The 23,291-nt window shown below is 67.4% G+C and carries 19 protein-coding genes and 1 pseudogene; 15 read left to right on the top strand and 5 right to left on the bottom strand.

Annotated elements, in window-relative coordinates:
- Positions 1 to 12: 12 nt before the first annotated feature.
- Both CKO28_RS16060 and CKO28_RS16055 read left to right on the top strand, forming a co-directional pair.
- Positions 13 to 2,274: an LPS-assembly protein LptD gene (locus CKO28_RS16060; protein WP_200341819.1), complete on the top strand. Its 2,262-nt coding sequence runs from the start codon at positions 13 to 15 to the stop codon at positions 2,272 to 2,274.
- Between the two features lie 103 nt (positions 2,275 to 2,377).
- Complete coding sequence (locus CKO28_RS16055) at positions 2,378 to 3,538, top strand: Wzz/FepE/Etk N-terminal domain-containing protein (RefSeq protein ID WP_200341818.1); 1,161 nt, start codon at positions 2,378 to 2,380, stop codon at positions 3,536 to 3,538.
- An 86-nt stretch (positions 3,539 to 3,624) separates the two neighbouring features.
- Here the strand turns inward: CKO28_RS16055 and CKO28_RS16050 are convergent, their stop codons facing one another.
- The gene (locus CKO28_RS16050) at positions 3,625 to 4,401 is read right to left on the bottom strand and encodes a glycosyltransferase family 2 protein (RefSeq protein ID WP_200341817.1); all 777 of its coding nucleotides are present in this window, start codon (positions 4,399 to 4,401) and stop codon (positions 3,625 to 3,627) included.
- A gap of 107 nt (positions 4,402 to 4,508) precedes the next feature.
- Here CKO28_RS16050 and CKO28_RS16045 point away from each other — a divergent pair, with 107 nt between their 5' ends.
- Positions 4,509 to 5,438: an NAD(P)-dependent oxidoreductase gene (locus CKO28_RS16045; RefSeq protein ID WP_200341816.1), complete on the top strand. Its 930-nt coding sequence runs from the start codon at positions 4,509 to 4,511 to the stop codon at positions 5,436 to 5,438.
- Here CKO28_RS16045 and CKO28_RS16040 read toward each other — a convergent pair.
- From CKO28_RS16040 to CKO28_RS16030, 3 genes are all read right to left on the bottom strand, one after another.
- The gene (locus CKO28_RS16040; protein WP_200341815.1) at positions 5,435 to 6,457 is read right to left on the bottom strand and encodes a phosphotransferase; all 1,023 of its coding nucleotides are present in this window, start codon (positions 6,455 to 6,457) and stop codon (positions 5,435 to 5,437) included. The two genes, CKO28_RS16045 and CKO28_RS16040, sit on opposite strands and share 4 nt — an antisense overlap.
- 187 nt (positions 6,458 to 6,644) lie before the next feature.
- Positions 6,645 to 7,667, bottom strand: a complete 1,023-nt coding sequence (locus tag CKO28_RS16035) for a glycosyltransferase family 9 protein (RefSeq protein ID WP_200341814.1) — start codon at positions 7,665 to 7,667, stop codon at positions 6,645 to 6,647.
- Positions 7,668 to 7,718: 51 nt separating this feature from the next.
- Entirely contained in the window at positions 7,719 to 8,732 is a 1,014-nt protein-coding gene (locus CKO28_RS16030; protein ID WP_200341813.1) for an FkbM family methyltransferase, read from the bottom strand.
- Positions 8,733 to 9,068: 336 nt separating this feature from the next.
- On the opposite strand from CKO28_RS16030, the gene CKO28_RS16025 reads away from it, so the two are divergent.
- Positions 9,069 to 10,076: a glycosyltransferase gene (locus CKO28_RS16025; RefSeq protein ID WP_242480601.1), complete on the top strand. Its 1,008-nt coding sequence runs from the start codon at positions 9,069 to 9,071 to the stop codon at positions 10,074 to 10,076.
- A 41-nt stretch (positions 10,077 to 10,117) separates the two neighbouring features.
- On the opposite strand, the gene CKO28_RS16020 is transcribed toward CKO28_RS16025, so the two are convergent.
- Positions 10,118 to 11,191, bottom strand: coding sequence for a glycosyltransferase family protein (locus CKO28_RS16020; RefSeq protein ID WP_200341811.1), 1,074 nt, complete (start codon positions 11,189 to 11,191; stop codon positions 10,118 to 10,120).
- A gap of 6 nt (positions 11,192 to 11,197) precedes the next feature.
- Between CKO28_RS16020 and CKO28_RS28080 the strand changes: the two genes are divergently transcribed.
- From CKO28_RS28080 to CKO28_RS15970, 11 genes and pseudogenes are all read left to right on the top strand, one after another.
- Positions 11,198 to 11,380 carry a hypothetical protein gene (locus CKO28_RS28080; protein ID WP_207168841.1) on the top strand — a complete coding sequence of 61 codons (183 nt, stop codon included), beginning with the start codon at positions 11,198 to 11,200 and terminating at the stop codon, positions 11,378 to 11,380.
- Positions 11,381 to 11,462: 82 nt separating this feature from the next.
- Positions 11,463 to 12,659 carry an O-antigen ligase family protein gene (locus CKO28_RS29145; protein WP_200341810.1) on the top strand — a complete coding sequence of 399 codons (1,197 nt, stop codon included), beginning with the start codon at positions 11,463 to 11,465 and terminating at the stop codon, positions 12,657 to 12,659.
- A 201-nt stretch (positions 12,660 to 12,860) separates the two neighbouring features.
- A complete protein-coding gene (locus tag CKO28_RS16010) occupies positions 12,861 to 13,037 on the top strand; it encodes a hypothetical protein (RefSeq protein ID WP_200341809.1) in 177 nt (58 codons plus the stop codon).
- Between the two features lie 1,193 nt (positions 13,038 to 14,230).
- A complete protein-coding gene (locus tag CKO28_RS16005; protein ID WP_200341808.1) occupies positions 14,231 to 16,204 on the top strand; it encodes a polysaccharide biosynthesis protein in 1,974 nt (657 codons plus the stop codon).
- 61 nt (positions 16,205 to 16,265) lie between these two features.
- On the top strand, positions 16,266 to 17,273 hold the full coding sequence (locus CKO28_RS16000; RefSeq protein ID WP_338050154.1) for an MraY family glycosyltransferase: 1,008 nt from the start codon (positions 16,266 to 16,268) through the stop codon (positions 17,271 to 17,273).
- Between the two features lie 10 nt (positions 17,274 to 17,283).
- Positions 17,284 to 18,582, top strand: a complete 1,299-nt coding sequence (locus CKO28_RS15995) for a glycosyltransferase family 4 protein (RefSeq protein ID WP_200341807.1) — start codon at positions 17,284 to 17,286, stop codon at positions 18,580 to 18,582.
- Entirely contained in the window at positions 18,579 to 19,514 is a 936-nt protein-coding gene (locus CKO28_RS15990) for an NAD-dependent epimerase/dehydratase family protein (protein WP_200341806.1), read from the top strand. Before CKO28_RS15995 ends, CKO28_RS15990 begins: the two co-directional genes overlap by 4 nt.
- A 319-nt stretch (positions 19,515 to 19,833) precedes the next feature.
- On the top strand, positions 19,834 to 20,610 hold the full coding sequence (locus CKO28_RS15985) for a class I SAM-dependent methyltransferase (RefSeq protein WP_200341805.1): 777 nt from the start codon (positions 19,834 to 19,836) through the stop codon (positions 20,608 to 20,610).
- Between the two features lies 1 nt (position 20,611).
- Entirely contained in the window at positions 20,612 to 21,547 is a 936-nt protein-coding gene (locus CKO28_RS15980; protein WP_200341804.1) for a sulfotransferase family protein, read from the top strand.
- Positions 21,548 to 21,552: 5 nt separating this feature from the next.
- Complete coding sequence (locus tag CKO28_RS15975; protein ID WP_200341803.1) at positions 21,553 to 22,689, top strand: glycosyltransferase; 1,137 nt, start codon at positions 21,553 to 21,555, stop codon at positions 22,687 to 22,689.
- A 304-nt stretch (positions 22,690 to 22,993) separates the two neighbouring features.
- Positions 22,994 to 23,291 (top strand): annotated as a pseudogene (locus tag CKO28_RS15970) (IS21 family transposase); the annotation flags it as partial.

Below are 23,291 nucleotides of genomic sequence, written 5' to 3'. Positions count from 1 at the left end.
GGACGCGATGTCATGCCGGACTGGCGACGCCGGCTCTCGGCCGGTGTGGCCGCGGCGGCCCTGCTGGTGGCCCTCGGCCCGGTCGCGCGCGCCCAGGATTCGGCGTCGGCCCCCGAGACGCAGCAGGAAGTGCGCGAGACGCCCGCGGTGCTGCAGGCGGACGAGGTGGAGTACCGGGACGACCGCGAGATCGTGATCGCGCGCGGCAACGTCGAGATCGCGCAGGGCGAGCGGATCCTGCTGGCCGACGAAGTCCGCTACAACATCCCGCGCGACGTGATCACCGCCACCGGCGACGTCAGCCTGCTGCAGCCGTCGGGCGAGGTGATCTTCGGCGACCGGGTGCGCGTCACCGGCGACTTGCGCGAAGGCACGATCGAGGCCTTCCGCATGCTGCTGACCGACAACTCGCGCCTGGCCGCCGCGAACGCGGTCCGGGTCAACGCCAACCGCACCTATATGAACCGTGCCGTCTACTCCCCGTGCGATGTCTGCGAGGACGACCCGGACAGCGCGCCGCTCTGGCAGGTGCGCGCCGCGCGCGTGATCCACGACCAGCAGGACCAGAGGCTGTATTACCGGCACACGCGGCTGGAGCTGTTCGACATCCCGGTGTTCTACACGCCCTACTTCTCGCACCCGGACCCAACGGCCGAACGGCAGACGGGCCTACTGACGCCGACGATAGGATACTCGAGCTCGCTGGGGGCGACCCTGCGCCCACGCTACTACGTCGTGCTGTCGGATCAGGCCGACTTCACCTTCGCGCCGCTGTTCACCACCAATGCCGGGCAAGTGGCCCAAGGCACCTACCGGCGCGAGACGGCGACAGGAAGCTTCGAGGTGACCGGGTCGATCACCCAAGCGGCCAACCTCGACGACGCCGCGGATACCACCGCGAACCTGCGCTTCGACGACCCAACGGTCGCGGACGGCGACCTCCGCGGTCACCTGGACACGACGGGCCAGTTCAACATCGACGAGAACTGGCGCTGGGGCTGGGACGCGAAGTGGGTCAGCGACGACGCCTACCTGGAACGCTACGGCTACGAGTTCGAAGATCCGCTGCAGAGCGAACTCTACGCCGAGCGGTTCGAGGGGCGAAACTATTTCACCGCGGAAGCCATGACCTTCCAGGGCCTGCGTCGGCAGGGCGACGACGCCGAGCAGCCGCTGATCCTGCCCAACGCTGAATACGCCTACATCAGCGACCCCGACTACCTCGGCGGTCAGCTGTTCGGGAACCTCGGCGTCCTGAACCTGATGCGCACCGAAGGCCGGGACACGCGGCGTCTGTCCGGGACGGTGGGCTGGGAGCGCAGCTACGTCGAGGACCTGGGCGGGCGGATCAGTCTCAAGGGCCTCACCAACGTCGACGCCTACAGCTATCAGGACACCGTCGACGGGTCGGATGTGATCGTGCCGCCAGCCGGGACGCGCGAGGACGGGCAGGCGGCCCGCGTCTTCCCGCAGGCGGCGGTGTCCTACGGCTATCCGCTGACGCGCAGCACCTGGCTCGGCTCGGAAGTGATCGAACCACGGGCGCAACTGGTCGTCGGCCCGAACGGCGGCAACAGCTCGCGCATCCCGAACGAGACCAGCCGGACCTTCGAGTTCACCGCCGGCAACCTGTTCGCGCTCGACCGGGTCCCCGGACGCGACCGGGTCAGTTCCGGCCAGCGCGTCGATTACGGGTTGGAATACACCTACACGACGCCCGAAGGGCAGGGCACCGCGTCGGCCTTGATCGGCCAAAGCTACCGCATCAACAGCGACAGCGCGCTGCCGGATACGGTCGGCGGCGACCAGGAGTTCTCCGACATCGTGGGTCAGCTGTCGGTGTCGCCGGTGCGCTATCTCTCGGGCCGGTACGACTTCCGGGTGGACGACGAGACGGGTGAGCTGGGGCTTTCGGAAGCCGCGATCACGGTGGGGCCGCCCGCGCTGCGACTCGGCGCGAGCTACACCCTGGTCGAAGCTCAGCAGTCCGAACTCGCCAGCTTCCGGGAACGCGAGCAGCTGAACCTGCGGCTGGACTCGCGGCTCTCGCGGTACTGGTCGCTGAGCGCGCGGCACCGCCAAAACCTGCGCGACGCCGAGCCGTTGGACACGAGCCTGGGCGTCTCGTACCAAGACGAATGCTTCCTCATCCGGGTCTCCGCGAACCGGGATTACGCCAACCGCGCGGGGGTCGAAGACGATACAACCATCATGGTCACGATCGGCCTGAAGAACCTCGGCGCCTTCGGTACCTCGCCGGCGAACCGGCGATGAGCCAGGCGCACGTGCGTATGTCCCTCGCGCCCGTGAAATCCGGAAACCGCCACCGCAACCCGAACGCTGACTGTCGACATCGACCGAACCCAGGAGCGCCTTCATGACCGACGAGGGACCCAGCCGGCCGACCGGCGGCGCGGGCACGCCGGCCGCCGCCGCCGACGAGATCTCGCTTTTCGACATCTGGAACGTTCTGGTCCGGCGCCGGTGGGTGGTGCTGACGGTATTCGTGCTCGTGACGGCGATCGCCGCCGCCGTGGCCCTGACCAGGCCGACGACGTATCAGCTCAGCCAGACGATCCAGGTCGGCGAGGTTGATGCCGGCTCGGTTTTCGAGACAACGGGCCGTCGAGCGGACATGCCTGTTGGGCGGCAAGCCGCCTCGGAGGGCGTGAACATTTACCTGGACGCACCTAGGGACGCAGTAGACCTTAACTACTTCGACACCCCGGAAACGGCGGCGACCGAGCTCCACAACCTCCACATCCCGGCGGCCCGAAGCGCGTTCAACGCGGACGAGGGACAAGAGGCCGCCCTCACCGCATCGGTGTCCGCCCAGGCGGTAGAAAACACACAGCTGATCCGTATGACCGCGGAGGTGCCGGCGACGCGGGTCGGCGCGTACGAAGAGCTCATGTCGCACGCGGCCGAGCGGCTCGTCGCCGCCCATGAAGAGGCTGAGAAGCTTACGCGTCGGCGCTTCGAGAACGCGGTTACGGAAGCGCGGAACGCGGCGGCTGCCATCCGCGACCGGCTCGCAGCGCGTCGCAGCGCCCTGGAGCGCGTCGGTATCCAGCGAGACCTTATCAAGGCGCGGATCAAGGACCTTGAGCAGGTTGTCGAACGCACCCAATCGGCCCGTCTGAAGGCAATCGAAGGCCAACCCGATGTCGCCCAGGCGATGTCCATGCTGCTCGTGGCCAACGAACTGCGTCAGGCGAAGGGCGAGCTGAACGCCCTGCGCGAACGGCTGGCGGTCGAATTGCCGGCCGACAAAGCCGAGCTGGAGAACGAAGTCGCGTCGCTTGAACGCCGTCTGGCGGTCGCCGAAGGCGAGGTCGAGGCGCTACAAGCCGGCATGGCCGGGTTCAAGGGCACGCGGGTGGTGACGTCGCCGCAGCGAAGCGGCGGCCCAACGGGCACGCCATGGGCGGTTATCGTAGCGCTGGGAGCGATCCTGGGTGGGGTCGCCGGTGTCCTCGCTGCGTTCTTCGCCGAGTTCGTCTCCGCGGCCCGGGTGCACCGCGCGACTTCGGCTTGAGCGTCCGCTCGTCGGGTGTGCTCGCTCTGTCAGCTCGATCCAGAGTGGTGAGAGTGCAAACGAATGCGGCCTGCGGGCCGACCGGCTCAAACGCCGCTCGGCGGGTCGTACTTCGCCTTCAAGTACGACAGGATCGGATAGAGCGCCCCGCACACCGCGATGACGAAGCCGATGCCGCCCTCGCGGTAGCCCTTGCGGGAGACGAAGCATTTCCAGAACCGCGAGACGATCCGCCGGTAGTTGTCGGCGGCGCTGCCAAGCTCGCCCGTGTCCCTGAGGTCGGCGGCGCGCCGATCGGAGTAGGCGTTCAGCTTTGCGATCAGGTCGCCGATCCCGCCGAAGCCGTAGTGGGTGACCGGTGTGTCGAGGGGCGGGCCCTTGCGCGCGTGCTGGGCAAAGCTGAGGGCAGGGTGCACGCGCTGGCGCCCCCAGGTCTTGATGCCGTGGCGGAACAGGCCCGGGTGCATCCGTCGGCCGAACGACGCGCCCCAGCCATGGCGGACCAGCCGGTCGCCGACGTAGTTGTCGACCCGCACCAGGTGATAGTCGAACGCGCTCCCGGCGATCGTCCGGCGGACTTCGCGCGCCAGCGCGTCCGGCACCCGCTCGTCGGCGTCGACCTCCAGCACCCAGTCGCCGGTGCAGGCGGCGATGCCGGCGTTGCGCCGGTCGCCCTCGACCGCCCAGGCGCCCTCGAGCGTGCGCGCGCCGGCCGCCTCGGCGACCGCCCTGGAGCCGTCAGTGCAGCGGTCGAGCACGACCAGCACCTCGTCCGCGAACGCGAGGCTGGCCAGGCAAGCCGGCAGCCGGGCCTCCTCGTTGTGGGCGACGACCAGACAGGACAGGCGGGGTGGCTGGGTCATGGCTGGGCTGCTACCGCGAAAGCCTGTATGGGATCAAGCAGCCCGGCGGCGAAGGCGACCGCCGGACCCGACGGGCACGCGGAAACACAGCGAACGGGAGGTACCGCATGGCCGAGCGGGCGATCGCGCACGTGGCATTCCTCGGCACCGGCCTGATGGGCGCGCCGATGGCGGCCAATCTGCTGGCCGCGGGCTACCGGGTCACCGTCTGGAACCGCACGCCGGCCAAGGCGCAGCCGCTGGTCGACCAGGGGGCGACGTTGGCCCAAACGCCGGCCGCGGCCGTCGCCGACGTCGATGCCGCCGTGGCGATGCTGGCCGACGGGCCGGCGGTCGAGGACCTGCTGGAAGCCCAGGGGGTCGCCGACGCGCTGCCGCACGGGGCGTTGTTCGTCGACTGCGCGTCGATCCCGCCGGCGACCGCGCGCCGGCACGCCGAGCGCCTCGCCGGTCGGGGCGTGGGCTACCTGGACGCGCCGGTCTCCGGCGGGCCGTCGGGCGCGGAGAGCGCCAGCCTGGCGATCATGGTGGGCGGCAGCGAGACCGACGTCGCCCGCGGCGAACCGCTGCTGCGCGCGATGGGCACGCCCACGCGCGTCGGTCCGGCCGGGGCCGGCCAGACCGCCAAGCTCGCCAACCAGGTGATCGTCGGCCTGGCGATCGGCGCGGTGGCGGAAGCGCTGCTGCTGGCCGAGCGCGGCGGCGCGGATCCGGCCAAGGTGAAACAGGCCCTGACCGGCGGCTTCGCCGACAGCAAGGTGCTGCAGATCCACGGCCAGCGCATGCTGGACCGGACCTTCGTCCCCGGGGCGGCCGCGCGCGTGCACCTGAAGGACATGGAGACCATTCTGGACACCGCACGCGAGGGCGGGCTCAGCCTGCCGCTCTCGCAGACGGTGCACGACCTGTTCCGCGATCTGGCCGACCGCGGCGGCGCCGGCTACGACCACAGCGCCCTGCTGCTGGAACTGGAACGCCGCAACGCACCCGCCCGGCTGGGCGACAAGCCGGATCGGCTGCCGGCGAACGATGGCTAGTCTCCTGCGCCACGACCGGCGGGCAGGTGCGTCCACTGCCGTAGCGCAAGGCGGGCGCGATCCGACGTACCGCCTAGGCAGCAAAGAGCCAGGCTCAGACTTGCGGTATCCCTCAGGTCGATCGCGCCGGTCTGGTAGCGATGGACCAAGACACCGGCACCGCGCGCGAGCGCCGTCACGCGCGGGTATTTACGCCAAAGCCGGAGAAGGTCGAAGGCCACCGGCGCGTAACCGGCGGTCTCCCAGTCCAGGAAGCACACACCGTCCCGACTGACCGCCAGGTTCGACGGTAGAAAGTCCCCATGCCCGAAACCGAGCGTGATCATCGGGTTTCGTTCGACCAAGCGGCGCGCGCGGCGCAGCGCCGGCGTGTCCGGCCCCAACCCCGCCTCGAGCGCGGCGATGGCCTGCGCGCGTCCCGGGCCCAACCACTCGGCGAGCGGAACCTGTTTCGGGCCTGCTTGGGCGTACAGTCGGGACAGTGGCTCGACCAAGCCCTCAGGGATGCGGCCCCGGTCGATCGGCGGCAGGAAACGTCGGCCGGAGACCAACTCTTCCTGGATCATGATGTGGTCGCCCCAGCGCGCGCTGTTGCGGACCCGAGGGTGGGGAACTCGCGCGTCGACGAGCAGGCCGTGCCGGACGCTCAGGTCCGCATCGACCCCTTTGCCGTACTTGCTGTCGCGCAGCACAAGCTTGTGGGACGACCCGTCCTTCGGATCGAAGGTGCGCACGCGCTCGCCGCTGTCTGCGATCTGGACCGCTTCGTTCTGGATCGGCAAATCGACGTGGGCGCGCCATCGCGCGCTGACAGCCAGGCCGCCGACGATCTTCGGGCCCAATCCCGGGATCTGCGGTCGAAACAGGCGCGCGGCCAAGCGCGTGGCAGTCAGATCGCGCGCACGCACACGCCAGGGGCCGCGGGCGACGTAGCTGTCCCCATGGTGGCCCTGCACGCGTGCGAGTTCGCACAAGAGCGCCGACCGTTTCGTCGCGCGTTCTGGTTCGCTGTTGTCCATTGGCCGGCGGATCGGTTTCGAGGGTCCGCCCCGCGAGATAGTGCGGGATACCGGTTAGGGGTGCACGCCAGCCGCGCCGATTGCAACTGAACTGTCATATCCCGCCAGATTACGCTACGCGCCCGCGGGTGAGGGACGTAAAGGGCCGGCGGCGCAGGCGAGGCGCGTTAGATCAGCCCCAGCCGCTTCAGGGCGCGTCGGCGCCGTCTCCGGAAAGCAGGTCGCGCACCTGAAGCATCACCGTGTCGACCGCGAGGTTGCCCATTTGCGAGCCTGCGATGCGGTGATCGAACCCCGGCTTATGGACCAGTTCCGCCATCGACTCCGGGGTGCGCGCGATCCGCCAATGCGGTCCGCGCGGGCCATAGAGCCGATCGTCGGTCGGACCGAACAGACCGACGGTGGGCGTGCCTGCCGCCGCTGCGAGATGCATCAGCCCCGAATCGTTGCCGACGAACAGGTCGCACCGCTGGAACACCGCCGCAGTGGTGGGTAGGTCGAGGCCCACCGCCGAGACCAGCCGCGTCGATGGCACCGCGTCGAGCACCGGTTGGGCCTGCGGCTGCTCGCCTGGCCCGCCGGTCACCACGACCTCGGCGTCGCGCAATAGGCCGTCCGAACCGGTCAGGCGATCGACCAGCGCGGCGAAATTGTGGGCCGGCCAGACCTTCGCCGGCCAGTTCGCCGTAGGCGCGAGGGCCAGTCTGTACGGTGCGTCGCCGAGCAGGGCATCCGCGCGGGCCCGCTGCTCCGGTGCGAGCCAGACGGTCGGTTCCGGCACGTGTTCGAGGTTTAGCGTCCGCGCCATCGTGGCCAGACGATGTTCGCCATCCCTGGGGGCCGGCGGAACAGCGCGACGGCGGGTCCACAACAGCCATGCCAACGCCGACCGGCGCATATCGACCACCATGTACCAGCGCGTAGCGGCGACTTGCCGCCACAGGTGCCGCCAGTGTCCAGCCCTCTTTGCCTTGCGCATCACGATCAGGCGCTCGAGGTTCGGGTGCGCCTCGAAAAGTGGTGCCGGTCCCGGCCCGCAGGCCACGGTCAAAAGGGCATCCGGATGACGGCGCGAGATTTCGGCGCATAGACCGGTCGAGAGCACCGCGTCTCCGATCCGGGTCGCCGAGATAAAAAGGATACGTTTCAAACCGCTGCCGTTATCCTGGATGTGGTGAAGCCATGGACGGTAGATGAGGCGCCCGCTCATGCCTAACGTGATGTCGGAGGATCGATACGATTGTCCTGGGGCGGCCCCGGCTTAGCGATCGGCGCCATACTCTGACCCCTGTGACGGGTCAGGGTCGGCGGACCAGGGCTGGAACCGCTCGCTTAGTAGATAACGGCGACCGTGTGGCACGGCCAAGATGTTGAGTTGCGCGTCGATTTTTGTACGCTCCTCCGGCGTGACCGGATCCAAGCTGAGACGGATCTGCCCGTCCGCCGTCCAGCTGGCCCGCAGCGCGAAGAAGCTGTAGCCGAGATCGCCAAGGCGGTCGAAGGGCGCGCGCATCGCCGCCGTGTCATTGGGCCGGTCCCAGCTTTCGAAAACGACGACGGGCTGCGCCGTGCTCAGAGTGTCCCGGGCGCCGTCGAGAACCGGTGTTTCGTGCCCCTCGACGTCGATCTTGATTAAATCGGGATTCGGCAGATCGAGCGAATCCAGGCGCCGGACGCGGGCGCTCACGGTCCCGCCGTCGGCGATGCGCGCGAGCGAGGAATGGACACCGACATCGACGCCGACTGTGGCCTCGGTGTCCGAGAGGCCGAAGGCATGGCAGGTCAAACGTTCCGAAAAGCCGCAGTCCTCGCGCATCCCCACAAGCGCGCGGCAAGTCGACGGCACGAGTTCGAAGGCGTGTATATGCCCGGTGAAATCGGGCATTGTCAGCAGACGGGCGGAGAAGAAACCGCAGTTCGCCCCGATGTCGAAGACAGTCCCAAGCCGCGGGGCCAGCTGGCGCAGCAGCGCCGCCAGTTCCGGCTCGAAGCCGGTCGTGCGTTCGGCGAGCAGCACCTTGCTGTAGGCCGTGTTCGACATGTCCGCGCGGAAGACTCGTTGGTCGCCCGGGCTGCCCAGGCGCAGCCGACCCATTGCGGGGACGCCCAGACGCTGGTGCACTAGACGAAACGCGGTCTTGGCGGCCTGTCGAACGGGGCGGCGCCAGCCGGTCTTTGTAGAGGCGAACGCCATGTTCCAGCGCACCAGTACCGGTGCGTCGACGACGGTGACCAAGGGGGACCACGGGACGGTTGCAACGAAACCTGCGGTCATCGGGGGTCGCATGCTCCGATCGAGGACGATTGGCTGATCGTCATAGTCTGCGGGCCTGGGCGCGTAAACCCGGCGCCGGTCGGTCCCTGCCGGGCACGGCATGTCCGCGACCGACGGGCGTCACCGGACCGAGCCTGCCCACTGCCCCAAGCCACTTGGGAATGCTACGAACGTTCGGTTGCCGTTGCCTGGCCGAATCGCCGCGCTGACGAATCGCCGGTGCCGCCCCACACCCGAATTGCGGCCACGGGCGCGCTGGCACCGCGCCGGTGGCCCGGCCCTGGGCCCCACCTTCGAGCCACCCGAGGACTCGACAGTATGCCGCTTGATATCGTCATGGCTGACAATAACCCCTTCAACGGCCGAACACTGCAGGAACGGCCGTTGGGCGGGGCGGAAGCGGGGTTTGCCTACCTGGCCCAGGCCCTTGCCACGAAGGGCCACAAGGTGAGGGCGTACACCGGCGCCGATGAGGTCTATGCGGAGGCCGGGGTCTGCTGGCGGCCGCTGGCCGCGGGGATGCCGGAGACCGCCGATCTCTATATCGCCAACCGCGGTTCCAAGCTGATCGGACGCGTCCCGCGCGCGCGTCGGCGGGTGCTGTGGCTGCGCAACCCCGCCCAGCATCTGAAAAAGCCCAAGTTCCTGTTGCCGTTGGCACGCTGGCGGCCGATCCTGGTGGTCACGGGCGATTACCACGCCTCGACCGTGCCCGCTTGGGTGCCCCGGGCGCGGCTCGTGAAGATCCCGCACGGCACCGATACCGCGTTTCACCGCGGGGCCGCGCGGCGGACTCCGCCGCCGGCGCGCGGGATCATGACGTCCAACCCCGAGCGCGGCCTGGAATGGCTGGTCGCGCTGTGGACCGAGCGGGTGCAGCCGCGCGTGCCCAAGGCCGAACTTCGTGTGTTCTCCGGCGCGCTGACCTACGGCGGCCGGAAGGCCGGGGAAATGGCGGCGATCGTCTCGCGCGCCAAGGCCGCCGCCGGCGACGCGGTCAGCTTCCACGAACCGGTGCCGCGATCCGACCTGGTCCAAGAGCTGGCCGAGGCCCGCGTCATGGTCTACCGCGGCGATCCCGGCGAGACCTTCTGCCAGGCCGCCGCCGAGGCGCAGGCGATGGGTGTCCCGCTGGTCACCCAGCCGGTCGGCTCTCTACCCGAGCGCGTCGAGGACGGCCGCTCCGGTTTTGTCGCGGCGGACGCGGACGCCTTCGCCGAGGCCTGCGTACACCTGCTGACCGACGACGCGCTCTGGCTGTCCCAGCATCGCTGCGCGCTGGCGAGCCGGCGGTGGTGGGGCTGGGACGACGCGGCGGCGGCGTTCGCCGACCTGGGTCGTTAGATCGCCTGCCGGGGCTGGGGCGGGCGCGCGGGGATCGTCCCTCAGTCCTGCTTGGCCGCGGGCTTGGCCGGCCCGGTCGGCCACTCGTAGGCCTCGCTCAGGCCGGTCTCGAACATCGTATCACAGATGTAGCGGGCGACCCGCGCGACGTCGAACAGTTGGTGCCCTCTGCGCCAGCCGGCCTCCGCCACGCGTCGGCGGGCGGCATCGTCCGTGCGGAACCGCTCGATCTGCGCCACCAGCTCGTCGCGGTCGGCGTAGAAGCCGAGTTCGTCCTCGTCGAACAGCTCGCCGAAGCCGGTCGCCCGGTCGGTCAGGGTGACCAGGCCGCAGCCCAGGTAGTGCGCCATCCGGTCGCTGGCGTAGAGATAGTGGTCGTTGACCCGGCTGAAGTTCAGGCCCATCCGCGCCCGGGCGATCGCGTCCATGTAGTCCTGCCCGCGCACGGGCGGATGGTCGAGGCCGCGGATCTCGAACGTCGCCTCCGGCAGCCGCTGTTTCAGTTCGGTCGCGATTGCGATGCGCGCGTCGCCCTGCTTGTTGGTGTCGCTGGCCTGCTGGCGGCCCATGAAGCCGAAGAACAGGTCGACCGGCAGCGCGCGCGCCGGCTGCTCGAACTGGCGCAGCGTCTCCACGTTGGGGTCGATCGGGTTGGGCATGAAGTGGACGTTCGCGCGCCCGCCCGCGAACCGGCTGAGGCGCCGGCCGGCGGTGGTGACGAAGATCGTGTCCACCGTGTCGATTCGGCTGGCGATCCGGCGGTGGTTGTCGTGGTCGAAGTCGTAGATCGGGTCGACGTTGCGGTAGGCGATCCGCACCCCCGGCACCGCTTCCCGGACCGCGGCCAGCGTGTCGTTGCGGATGATCTCGCAGTGGCCCAGGAACACGAGGTGCGGGCGGTAGTTGCGGCAGGCCTGCAGCAGCCTGGCGTTCGCCGTCCGGGTACCCAGCTTGCGGCTGTGCAACGGCGTGGCGTAGCGCGCGGCCTGGCGGTCGTTGAACACCTGCACGCCGTGCCCGGCCCGGGCGAAGCCGTGCACGAACTTCTGCATGATCATGTGGAAGTTGGCGCAAAGGTCGGCGCCGAAGATGTCGCCGACGATCAGGACACGCATGGAGTGATGCTACCGAAAAACGTTGGTGAAGCAGCTGTGTATCACGGTGCCTACGGTTCAGCCACCGGCGCATTAGATGTCGGCACCGCCTGCGGTTGTGTTGCCGACTTCTTCCCAACCGACATCTGGAAAGCTTTGATGGGTGGCGTGTGGTATGCGATACGCCCCGTGTCGGTCGCGACACCGTGAAGGATGTCGGATTGTGTTGTTATTGGTGGGCCGGCGTAAGTCGGCTCGCAGTGTTTGGGATAAGGGGTAGAGCGTGGCTCGCGTGGAGGAACAGTCGCCCGACGGTTCGGGTCGCATGTCGTCGGCGCTCGCGGCGTTTCGGCGCGCCTCGGAACCGGAACGCCTTGCGCGGTATCTTGGCTATGCTATCCCGTTTACGATCGTCGGACTGTTTCTGTTCGACAAGGCCATTATCCGGTCGATTCTCTACATATTCTGCCTCGTGCCAATCGCGGTGTACGTCTACCAAGTTCGCTGGACGCCAGTTCGGGCGAGTTTGTACTGGTGGGTAATCGTCCTGATGTGCGGCTGGTGGCTCCTGAGCATCGCCTGGAGCCAGAACATGTCCCTGGAAAGCGCCTACGATGCTGCGCGCCTAGCCCTGATCGTAGCGCTGTTCTTCACCGGCGCCATCGCGGTCGCGCGTCAGGGCTACCTGCGGGTCGAATCCGCGTTGACCGGGATGCTCACCCTCGCGCTGATGCTCGGTCTCGCGATTCTGATATGGATCGCGGTGACGGGCGACATGTTCGATACTGGTTACCGGCTGCGCGGCTTCGGCTTCGCCGACCATCCGGTTCAAGCTGGGATCATGTATGGCTTCGCGGCGGTCGTGGCGCTGATGCGCCTTTTCGACGCTAAAGGCGCTGCCTGGAGGGCGTCCTATGCGGCCGCGCTGATAGTCTGCTCGGTCGTCGTGGCCCTGACCGACAGTCGTGGTCCGATGATCGGAATGATCTTCGCCGCTTGCGTCTTTGCCGTCGCGCGCGACCGGCGTCTGCTGCTCCCGATCGCCGGTGGGTTCGCGGCTCTGCTGCTGGGCGCACACACGGCCGGCTTGATCGACCTCGACAACTGGGTGGCGCGCGGCAGTTCGCTGCGGTTCGAAATCTGGAGCCATGTGCTCTCGCGGTCGGCTGAGAATCCGTTTCTGGGGCTGGGCGCAGCGGCGGTGCTGGACGCGCTCGGCCACAATTCAGCGCACAACATTGTTCTGGGAACACTTTTCTACCAGGGATTGGTCGGCGTTGGTCTGCTGTTGATACTTGGCGGGCGAGCCGCCTACGACGCGTTCGCGACCGCCCATGCGGGCACGGTGGCGCCGCTGGTGATGCTGGCGTTCGCCTCTCCGGTGCTGTTGGTCGACAACCAGTCGTTTATCATCAACTTGAACCGGGACTGGCTGATCCTGTACCTGCCCATTCTGATGCTGTGCCGGCCGTCTGATGTCGTTCGCTGACCGGTTGAACCGCTGCCGGGGGGGGGTAGTGCTCGGACGGAGGCTTGGTGCGCCGCGCGGAGCCCGTTGCCTCGGCGAGCCAGGACCAAATCGCCGGCAACCAGGCCGCGGTCCACCCAACCTGGTCGACCCGTCGTTCGCGGTTCTGCGTCAGGAAGAGCAGCCGGCCGACGCGCTCCCGGTCGATGTCTTTTCGCCTTCATGGGGCGGCAGTCCGTGCGCGACCCGGAGAACGGCGAGGACATCCGCGTCGCCGTCGCGACCCGGCTGAAACAGCGGCTGCCGGACGTGCAGTTTGAGGTCCGCGGCCTGGACCATCCCCCGGTCCGCGGGCAGCGCTACATGGACGCGATCGCGCCCGGATGGGCCACAATCTGAGTCGGACCAGTCATCACTACCTGTACTCCAGTGACAGCGAAGGCGAAGCAGAGATCGGATGAGACACGCACTGCCTATCTCCGGGCGAACCGCAACGCTCTGTTGTACCTGCAGAGCTTCGGCGGCTGCGCGGTGGCGCTGGGCGACCTGACGGATCGGCAAGGCGTAGAGTAGGGCGATCCGCTCGCGCGCCACGGGGCTGGCCCGCGATGCCTTGATCGCGGCGCGAGACAGTCGGGTGGTGAAGCCGGGGGCCGACGGCGACCGGTCATCGTTGCGGTCGGGCGTCGAGCTTTGCGACCCAGAGGTCGATGCCGTCCACAACGCTTTACGGGCGCTGCGGGGTCGTCACCTGTCGCCAAGCCGTCAGGCCCGCCGCCGGTTAGTCTCTCCGGTTAGACGGCGCCGGCGGGGCCGGATCTTCCGCTTCTTGAGCGAGGTAGTGGCGCACCGCCGTTTCGACCATGTCGACCTGGATGTAGGCGATCAGCCGGTGATTCTTGGACGGACCTGCCCGTGCTAGGGGGTGCAACGCCTCGCCAAGGCCGTTTTTCGGTGGGTTCAAGGAAAAGCAGATGAAGGCGTACGCGTTCCGCAATCTCGTGGCCGCGCGGCTGCGCGTTTTGGCTGGGACCGAGGTCACCCAACGCGTGCTTGGCCACAGGCTCGTCCGATCCAGAGCCGGTCCCGGACGTCATGCTTTGGCCCGAGGAGACCCTCGAACCTGTTCGCGAACCCTGGCTCGGCTTCACGCCATATCCCGAACACGAAGCGCTGATGCAGGTCGGGCTGTTGATAGAGACCGACAGTCGACACCGCAGGTTTCGCTTACCGTAGCGGGTATGTGCCTTCCTGGCTACTGCGCAGACGATCGCGGACGGCCGGCTTTGCAACCTGGGCCGGAGAAGTCTGGCCGTAGCGGCAAGCACTGGACATCCAGTTCGATCCTTGATGTGGGCGCGACAGGGCTATGCCAGCGGTAGCTCGTCGACCTGGCTGGGGGCGGATCGGCAGATGCACGTTTTTGGTTCTCGCCTGATTTAAGCGCTTCGCGCGAGACGGTCACAGCGTTCCCGCTTTGCAGCGGGCGGGCGTCTGCGGTAACAGCATGTGCGGGTGTTGTGGATCGGCGCCAGCGGGCACGTCGCAGCTTGGAGATGGGCACGGTCGCCGGACCGGCAGAGGAGTTAGGCATGACGGGCGTCTTCGCCGCGCGATACCGCAGGGCCGCCGTGGCGTTTGTGCACGATGCGGTCATGGCCGCCGTGTCGTTCGTCGCGGCGTTCGCGCTGCGTCTGGGCGACGGGATCACCGGGTACTGGAGTGACCCGGAATTCTGGCTGGTTGTCGGTATCTTCACGGCCGTCAGCGCGGTCGTCTTCTGGTTCATGGGCCTGTACCGCGGCATCTGGCGGTACGCCTCCGTTCAGGACATGATCGCCATCGTCAAGGCGGTCACGCTGTCGGTGCTGATCTTTCTCCCAATTACCTTCCTGATAACGCGCCTTGACAGCATGCCGCGCTCTGTCCTCGTGATCGAGTGGCTGCTCCTCGTCGCGCTGCTGGCCGGCCCAAGGATGATCTATCGGGTCTTCCGCGACCGCGGCTTCCATCATCTCCTGGAATGGGGCGCGCCGGCGCGGGTGCCGGTCTTGCTGGTCGGGGCCGGCGATGCCGCCGACTTGTTCATTCGCGACACGACCCAGGATCCGAACAGCGGCTACGAGGCCGTCGGCATCCTCGACGAGAAAGGAACGCGCGTGGGCCGGCGCATCCGGGGCGTTCCAGTGATGGGCGATCTCGGCGACCTCGACGGCGTGATGGCTTCGCTCAGACGGCGCGGCAAAGCCCCTCAACGCCTGATCCAGACGCGGTCCATGGGGCCGGAAGTGCTGCGTACACTTCTGGAAAAGGCCGAGACGCACGGCGCCATGCTATCCAGGCTGCCGAGCCTGACCGACTTCCGGGACAGTCGGTCGGACAGCGGTGGTAAGGTCGAGCTTCGGCCGGTCGCGCTGGAAGACCTGCTGCAGCGCCCGCAGGCGACCCTGGACCGCGACGCCATGCGCGGCTTCATCGCCGGCCGGCGCGTGCTGGTGACCGGCGCGGGCGGGTCGATCGGCAGCGAACTTGCCCGCCAGGCCTGCGAGTTCGGCGCACAGCGGCTGATCCTGCTGGATCACTCGGAGACCCTGCTCTACGGGATCGGGCTGGAGCTGTCGGAGACGTTCCCGAGCACGGACCGGCGATGCGTTCTGGCCGACGTGCGCGACCGTGTGGCGATCGACGGTCTGATGGCATCGGAGCGCCCGGACCTCGTACTGCACGCGGCCGCCGTCAAGCACGTGCCGCTGGCCGAGGACAACCCCCCGGAAGCGGCGCTCACCAACGTGATCGGCACGCGCAACCTCGCCGACAGCTCGCGCGCCCATGGGGTAACCGCGATGGTGCTGATCTCGACCGACAAGGCGATCAACCCGTCGAGCGTGATGGGCGCGACCAAACGCTTAGCGGAGTGCTACGCCCAGGCCTGCGACATGGCGGAACGGGCGCAGGACCGGCGCCAGCGCGGACCCGGGACACGTTTCACCACCGTGCGCTTCGGCAACGTTTTGGGGTCGACTGGCTCGGTAGTGCCGCTGTTCACCCGGCAGATCGCACGCGGCGGTCCGGTGACGATCACCCATCCGGAGATGACGCGCTACTTCATGACCGTACGCGAAGCCGTTCAACTGGTCCTGCAGGCCGCCGCGATCAGCCTGCGCCAGGAGGACGGCGAGGACGTTGGTAAGGTCTACGTCCTGGACATGGGCGAGCCGGTCAAGATCGTCGACCTCGCGCGTCAGATGATCCGCCTGGCTGGCCTGCGCCCGGAAAAGGATGTACGGATCCAGTTCACTGGGGTCAGGCCGGGCGAGAAGCTGCACGAGGAGCTGTTCCATTCCCAGGAACCTGTGCTCGCGACTGGGCACCATGGGCTCCAGCTGGCCGCCGCCCGGACCGCCAACATCGAGGTCTTGCGCAAGGCGATCGGCGATCTGGAGTCTGGTGCCCGGGCCGGGAGCATCGAACAGGTGAAGGACATCCTTCGCCACAACGTGCCGGAGTTTCGGCGGCAAACCGAGGTCAAGCCGTCCGGCAAGTCGGTCAACGCGGCGTTATCTTGATCGCCTTTGCCCCAACTGGACGTTCGCGAAACGGGGCGGTTTTCAGGTGCGAGCGACACTAGTGCCCGTCCAAATTGGTCTGCTCGTGGTTGCCAGCATCACAGCCGGACTTGCGGTGGCCTGGTTGACGGGTCCGGTACGCAAGTTTCTGATCCGGCGCGGGGTATACGATGCGCCGAACGCACGATCGCTGCACGCGGAAAAGAAGCCCCGCGGCGGCGGGCTGGCGATCCTGGCGGTCGTCCTGCCCGGATGGCTGGCCGCCGACTGGATGCTCGGCCTGGAGATGCCGGTGCCGGCGGCGGTGCTCGTCTGTATCGGTCTGGCCGCGGTGTCGCTCGTCGACGACGTGCGCGGCTTGCCCGCGTCCACGCGGCTCGGCGCCCAGGCCTTGGCGGTGGTCGCGGGCACGGCGTGCTTGGTCGACGGACCCGTTTTCCAGGGCCTTTTGCCGCCCTGGTTGGACGCGCTGGCCGCGGGGTTCGCCTGGCTGTGGTTCGTCAACCTTTACAATTTCATGGACGGGATCGACGGGATAAGCGGGGTGGAGACGGCGGCCGTCGGCTTCGGGCTCGGCCTGGTGGCGCTGGTGACAGGCGGTCTCGTCGCGGAGGCCGTCCTGCCGTGGCTGCTTGCCGGGTCGGCCGCCGGCTTCCTGTGGTGGAACTGGTCGCCGTCGAAGATCTTCCTGGGCGACGTTGGATCCGTCACGCTGGGCTTCGCGTTGGGCTGGCTGCTGCTACATAGCGCCGCGCAGGGGCAGTGGGCGGCCGCCCTGATCCTGCCGGCGTACTATCTTGCCGACGCGACGATCACGCTGCTGCGGCGGCTTGCGCGGTTGGAGAAGGTCTGGCAGGCGCACCGCTCCCACGCCTATCAGCGCGCGGTCCAGGCGGGGCGAAGCCATGCCGCGGTCAGCTCTCGCATCGCCCTCGCGAACGTCTTGCTGGTGGGCTGCGCCGTGTGGGCGGCTACGGGTACGCCAGCCCCAGCGTTGATGGGCGGGTTCGCGGTGAGTTTGAGTCTGTGGGCTGCTCTCTCGCGTACGCGTGTGCGGGCCGTTTCCTGAGGATAAGTTTATGGTCTCGCAGGACGGATCGGTTGATGTTGACGGACGAGAAGGCGCCGCTGGTGCGTGCGCGGATGCGAATGGTGGCAGCTGCGGACACCGCCGGCCGCGAACATCCGAAGAGGCAGCGCACAGCCAGTCGGCGCCGGATTCAGCCCGTCTCGTCGCTTTTCTCGTGCACGACGTGGCGTACTTCCTATCGCATCGGCTTCCGGTGGCGCAGGAGGCTCAGAAGCGCGGTTATCGTGTCGTTGTGCTGGGAGAGGGTGCGGCCGCAAGTCCGGACTTAGCGGCATACGGCATGGACGGCCGGGAAATCGCATTCAGGCGCGGTGGGGTCAACCTGCGCGGCGAGCTGCGGTCCCTGCGCTCGATACGTCACCAACTCCGTGCGTGTAACCCGGATTTGGTGCATGCGGTCGCATTGAAGGGGGCTCTTTACGGTGGCCTGTTGACCCGGTTCAGCGCTGCCGCCAGCGTCCTGGCTCCAACGGGGCTCGGCTATGTTTTCACGGACGATGGATGGCGGGCTCGAACGTTGCGGCGCGTGTTGATACCGTTGCTGTGCGTGGCCTTTCGTGGGCGACGCCGGATCGCCCTGTTCCAGAATCGCGACGATACGGCAATCTTCACCGGCATGGGGGCTGTGCGCTCGGAACGCGTCGCCGTCGTTCAAGGAGCCGGTGTCGATCTAGAGGCGTTCAAGCCCTCGCCCGAACCGCCGTCGCCACCCACCGTGGTCGTGATGCCGGCGCGGCTGGTGCGCCATAAAGGCGTCGAGGAGTTCGTCGAGGCGGCCCAGCGGCTGAAGCATCTCGGTCTGCCGGTGCGATTGCGCATTGCGGGTGACAGCGACCCAGAGAACCCGACAGCTGTTGATCCTGCCTGGATCGCGCGTATCCAAGAAGCGGGCGACGTCGAACTTATGGGTCGTCAATCAGATATGGCGGCTGTTTATCGCGGCTGCCACATTGTGTGCCTTCCGTCCTATAGAGAGGGTTTGCCAAAGGCTTTACTCGAGGCATCGGCGTGCGGGCGGCCGATGGTAGCAACAGATGTTCCGGGCTGTCGTGACGTGGTCGCAGAGGGCGAAACCGGGTATCTGGTCCCGCTCGGTGACATAGCTGGGCTCGTCAATGCGTTGCGGACGCTGGCCGAAGATTCTCATCTGCGCGCCCGCTTCGGCGCGGCGGCGCGAACGCGGGCTGAACGGCTGTTCAGCAAGGACTCGATCGCCGTGCAGACGGTGAACCTTTACGATGACCTGCTGGCCGAGTCGATCAGGGCAGAGAAGGGACCGGTGACATGAAGCGTGTGCTTGTTACCGGCGCAAGTGGGTTCCTCGGGCGAGCCTGCGTGGCTGGCCTTGCCGGCGCGGGCTACGCCGTCCGCGGCTTGTCGCGTTCACCCAGGGCAATTGCCGACAGCGAGGTCGATGCTGTCGAGGTCGCGGCCTTCTACGCGACGTCGCCTTGGTTCCCTCAGTTCGACGCGGCACTGGCGGGCGTTGACGCGGTCGTTCACCTTGCTGGCCGCGCCCATTACCCGGGTGACTCAAACATCGAGGCCTTATGGCGGGATAATGTCGATTTGACCCGAGGCCTGGCTCAGCGTGCTGCCGCCAACGGTGTCGGTCGGTTCGTCTTTGTCAGCTCAATCGCAGCTGCTCCGCCGAGAGCCGGGGCATCGGCGGGTGCACCTTTGAGTGGGTATGGCCGCTCGAAGTTCGCGGCAGAGCAGGCTGTGCACAAGATCGGGGCGGACACGGGGCTCCCTTGGGTGATCGTGCGGCCGGCGCTGGTCGCCGGCCCCGGGGCACCTGGCAATCTGGCACGTCTGTGCCGGGCTGTGCAGGCCGGGATACCCCTCCCGTTGCGGACGGTGCGGAACCGGCGGACGCTGCTCGGGCGCGACAACTTCGTCGATCTGGTCGACCGCTGCTTGGTGTCGCCGGCTGCACCCGGTGGTGTCTGGCCAGCGGGGGATGCGCAGAGCCTCTCGACGTCCGAGATGGTGACCGAAATCGCGGAAGGAATGGGGCGTTCGCCGCGACTCCTTCCTATGTCGCCGCGGCTGTTGCGCTCGGCCACCGCCTTGCTGGGCAGGGCGGAGATAGGCGCGCAGTTGACCGGCGATTTTATCGTCGACGCGGACGACACCGCCCGCGCCCTTGACTGGTCACGCGCCGTGGCAACGTCCGACACCTTGCGTGCCACCGGCGCGGCTTGGCGCGCGACCTGATCCGGCGGGCACCCGCTTCCACCGTATCGCGTCGGCATGCTAGGGAACAGCCAACCGACCCGACACGGCCACATAGAGGGGATCATCCGCTTGGCGTTTGCCAAGCGCCGGTTCTACGAGCTCGGCAACGATCACGAACGGAAGCTTTCTTGCAGGCAACCACGGGCTCTCGCGCCCCGGCCACATAGCGTGGCTAAGGTCGCAGGACGGTGATGTTTGGGCTACGCACGCGCAGCCGTCCGCCGCCTCTGTTAGGCGGATGTCGATCGATGCCGCCACCAGCTCTGGAGGCTTGACGACGCAATTGAGGATCCAAGGAATGCGCCTGACCGACAAAACGCAGTGGGCCGAACGGCACGCCGGCGGCAAGTCCGCGCTGCCACGGCTTGACGTCCACGCCCCGATGTTCCGCGAACGCCATGCTTGGTTCGGCCGGCTTCTGCCGCGGAACCCGAATTGGACCGTCCTTGAGATCGGTGCCTTCCCCGGAACCAATCTGAGGTATTTTCACGATCACTTCGGCTTCCAGCCTTGGGGCGTCGAGTACGTCGAGGGGTCCGCGCAGGAGGCGCAACGGTTGCTAGATGATGCAGGGGTCCCCGGGCGAATCCTGGCGCGTGACGTGTTCGAACTGATGCCCGACGAGGCGCCGGGCGCCGCAGGCTGGGACGTGACGGTCAGTTTTGGGTTCATCGAGCACTTTGCCGATCCCACAGACGCGATCGTCAAACACGTCGAGCTGACAAAACCTGGCGGGTGGATCCTGCTGTCGGTTCCGAACCATGCGGGGCTCAACGGAACCGTCATGCGCTGGCTCGACCGCGACAAATGGGCCCAGCACAACCTGATGCCGCTGAGAACAATGGAGGCCAGTATCCGGCGGCTGCCTGATGCAGGTTTGGTCGATGCGCGCCATCTCGGCCGTTTCGGATTCTGGAACGCGGGCATCTACTCGAAAGCGAAGCGCGACTATCCCAGCTTGTACCCAGCCATTCGGGCGCCGCTGTGGACAGCCGAGCACCTCGGTCAGTGGCTGGTGCCCAACAACCCTTGGAGTTCGCCCGAGCTGGTCGCGGCGCTGAGGAAGCTTGGCTGAGATGACGTCTGACCCGAAGGTCATTTACATCGTCGGTGCTGGGCGCAGCGGCTCGACCGTTCTGGACACGATCCTCGGAAACCATCGGGACGTGGAGAGTTTCGGCGAACTCACCAACGCACCTCGGGCCTGGGACAACCCCGACGAATATTGCGCATGCGGTGTCCAGGCCGAGTCGTGTCCCTTCTGGCGAAAGGTTCGGCGGGTCTGGGCATCCAAACGGCCGGCAGAGCTGACGGAACACGACTGGCGGGATCTGCGCGATCGCTATGAACGTCTGCGCGGGCTTGCCAACCTGCTGCGCGAAGGCGCTCGCGGCGACGCGCGCTTTCAAACTTACGCGGCCGGTTTGCACGGCTTTTACGCCGCTCTCGCTGAGGTGGCGGGCACCAACACAATCGTGGACTCGTCGAAGATTCCAACCCGGGCGCTCGCCTTGACCTGGGTCGATCAGCTGGATGTCCGCTTCGTCCATCTGGTGCGCGACGGCCGCGGCATCGCTTGGTCGTTGCGCAAACCGTACGCGAAGGCACCCGAGGCCGGCGTGCAGAACGCGCTCGCCCCACAGCCGGTGGCCCGGAGTGCTGCGATGTGGTGGATCGTGAACGCCGTGGCTGAGCGGGCCCTACGGCGCCTCTCGGCCGAAAAGCGGATCTGCGTGCGTTACGAGGATTTCGTGGAGGATCCGGATACCGCCCTGCGACGGATCGGCACGGCGGCCGATCTCGATTTCGGCAGCGTGGCGCGGATGTTGGCGCGGGGCGACTCGTTCACTGTGGGTCATACTGTGGCCGGCAACCGCGTTCGCATGGCCGGAGCCGTCCGGCTCAAGCCGGACCTTGAGTGGCACGGCTCGCTCAGCCGTCGCCAGCGCGCCGTGTTCTGGCTGATCGCCGGGCGCATGGCTGCGCGCTACGGCTACACGCGCCGGATCTAACTGTCATGCAAGTCTGCTTGTTCGTTGGCACCCTCAGCATCGGCGGTGCGGAGCGGCAGGTGCTCGTCCTGGCCAACGCGCTGGTCGGACGCGGCCATACCGTGGACCTAATCACCTTCTACGATGCCAGTCCGCGCGCGCTTGGCATCGAGATCGACCCTCGCGTCCGCCTGACGGGATTGAATGGGCCGGCGCGGACCAGCGTTGTGGGGCGGTGCCTGCAACTGATGGCCGCTCCGGCCCGGCTGCGGCGGTTGGTCCGCGCGCGCGGACCCGACCGCGTCTACAGCATGCTGCACCTCTGCAATCTGGTGGCTTGGCTGGCCACGCGTGGCCGGGAACGCGAAAAGCTGGTCTGGGGCTACCGCGCGTCGAACATGCGGTTGAACTGGAAGCGGCGGGTGCCGGAGCGGCTGTGCCGGCTGGTTTCCGGCAGTGTACCGCTTATGATTGCGAACTCTGAGACAGGTCGGCGCCATGCACTTGATGTCGCGGGCTGGCGGCCACGCCGCAGTGTGGTCGTGCCCAACGGGATCGACACGGGCGTTTACCGGCCGCGTCCGGAAGCAGGGGCCGCCATCCGCGCGGAATTGGGTCTGGCCCAGGATGCCCTCGTCGTCGGGACCGTCGGCCGGATCGACCCGATGAAAGGCCACGAAATCTTCCTGAAGGCGGCGGTCGAACTCGTGAGGGCAGGCCACGCGTGGACGTTCGTCATCGTCGGCGGCGGGTGTGCTGATCGGACGGCCAATTTGCGAGCGCAAGCGGAAGAGCTGGGGCTCAAGGATCGCATGCATTTTACCGGCGTGCGCAGCGACACGCCTGCGCTGTATAGCGCTATGGATATCTACTGCTCGGCATCGGCCTATGGGGAAGGCTTTCCGAATGTGATCGCAGAGGCCATGGCCTGCGGTACACCGTGCGTCGTCACCAATATCGGGGATTCCGCCGCAATTGTCGACGGACTCGGAAAAGTGGTTCCGCCGAACGATCCGATTGGGCTTCGTGACGCGCTCTCGGAGCTTGCCGCCCAGTCAGCGCAGTGTAACGCTGGAAGTCTTCGCCGACACATCGAAAAACACTTCTCCGTCGATGCGCTCGTGGCGACCACGGTTGCTGCGTTGCGTGGACCTATAGATTAGGTCGCCCTGCTCTTCTCGGTTCTGACGCGAGGGCACTTTGTTCTGCGACAACAACGGTGGTCGGTCGGTGAGCGTCAGCCACGTTGACCGGTGACGGCTGGCTCGGGGCGATCCACAGGCCCGGCCGTCGGTGAGGCCGGGCCTTGTGGATCGCGCTGGCCCCGGTGGATCCGTCTTTTCGGGTGGAAACTGGCCGGTGCGGATCGTTAGGGCGACCGCAGGAAAAACAAGAACTCTGTCGATCAAGTCGATGGAGGTGCGGTTGCCCGGTAGACCCATCACCGACCAGCAGAAGGCACTCTATATGCGTGAACGCAAGCATCACAACCAGGCCGTCGCCGCCGCGCGCGCGGGCATGAGCGAGCGTACCGCCCGGCGGCATGAGAAAGACCCGCGCAAGCCCTCCGAGCGCGCGCCGCAGCGCGGGCGGACCGTGCCGGATCCGCTGGCGGATGTGTGGGAGTCCGAGCTCGTCCCGATGCTCGAGCGGGACCCCAGTCTCAAGCCGGTCACGCTGATGCACTACCTGATGCGCAATCATCCGGAGAGCTTTCCCGACCAGGAGGTCCGCCGGACCCTGGAGCGGCGCGTGCGCGATTGGC

Source organism: Rhodovibrio sodomensis, assembly GCF_016583645.1.
GTDB lineage: Bacteria > Pseudomonadota > Alphaproteobacteria > Kiloniellales > Rhodovibrionaceae > Rhodovibrio > Rhodovibrio sodomensis.
Note: the sequence above shows the minus strand (reverse complement) of the source record. Positions and strands in the feature narration are given on the sequence as shown.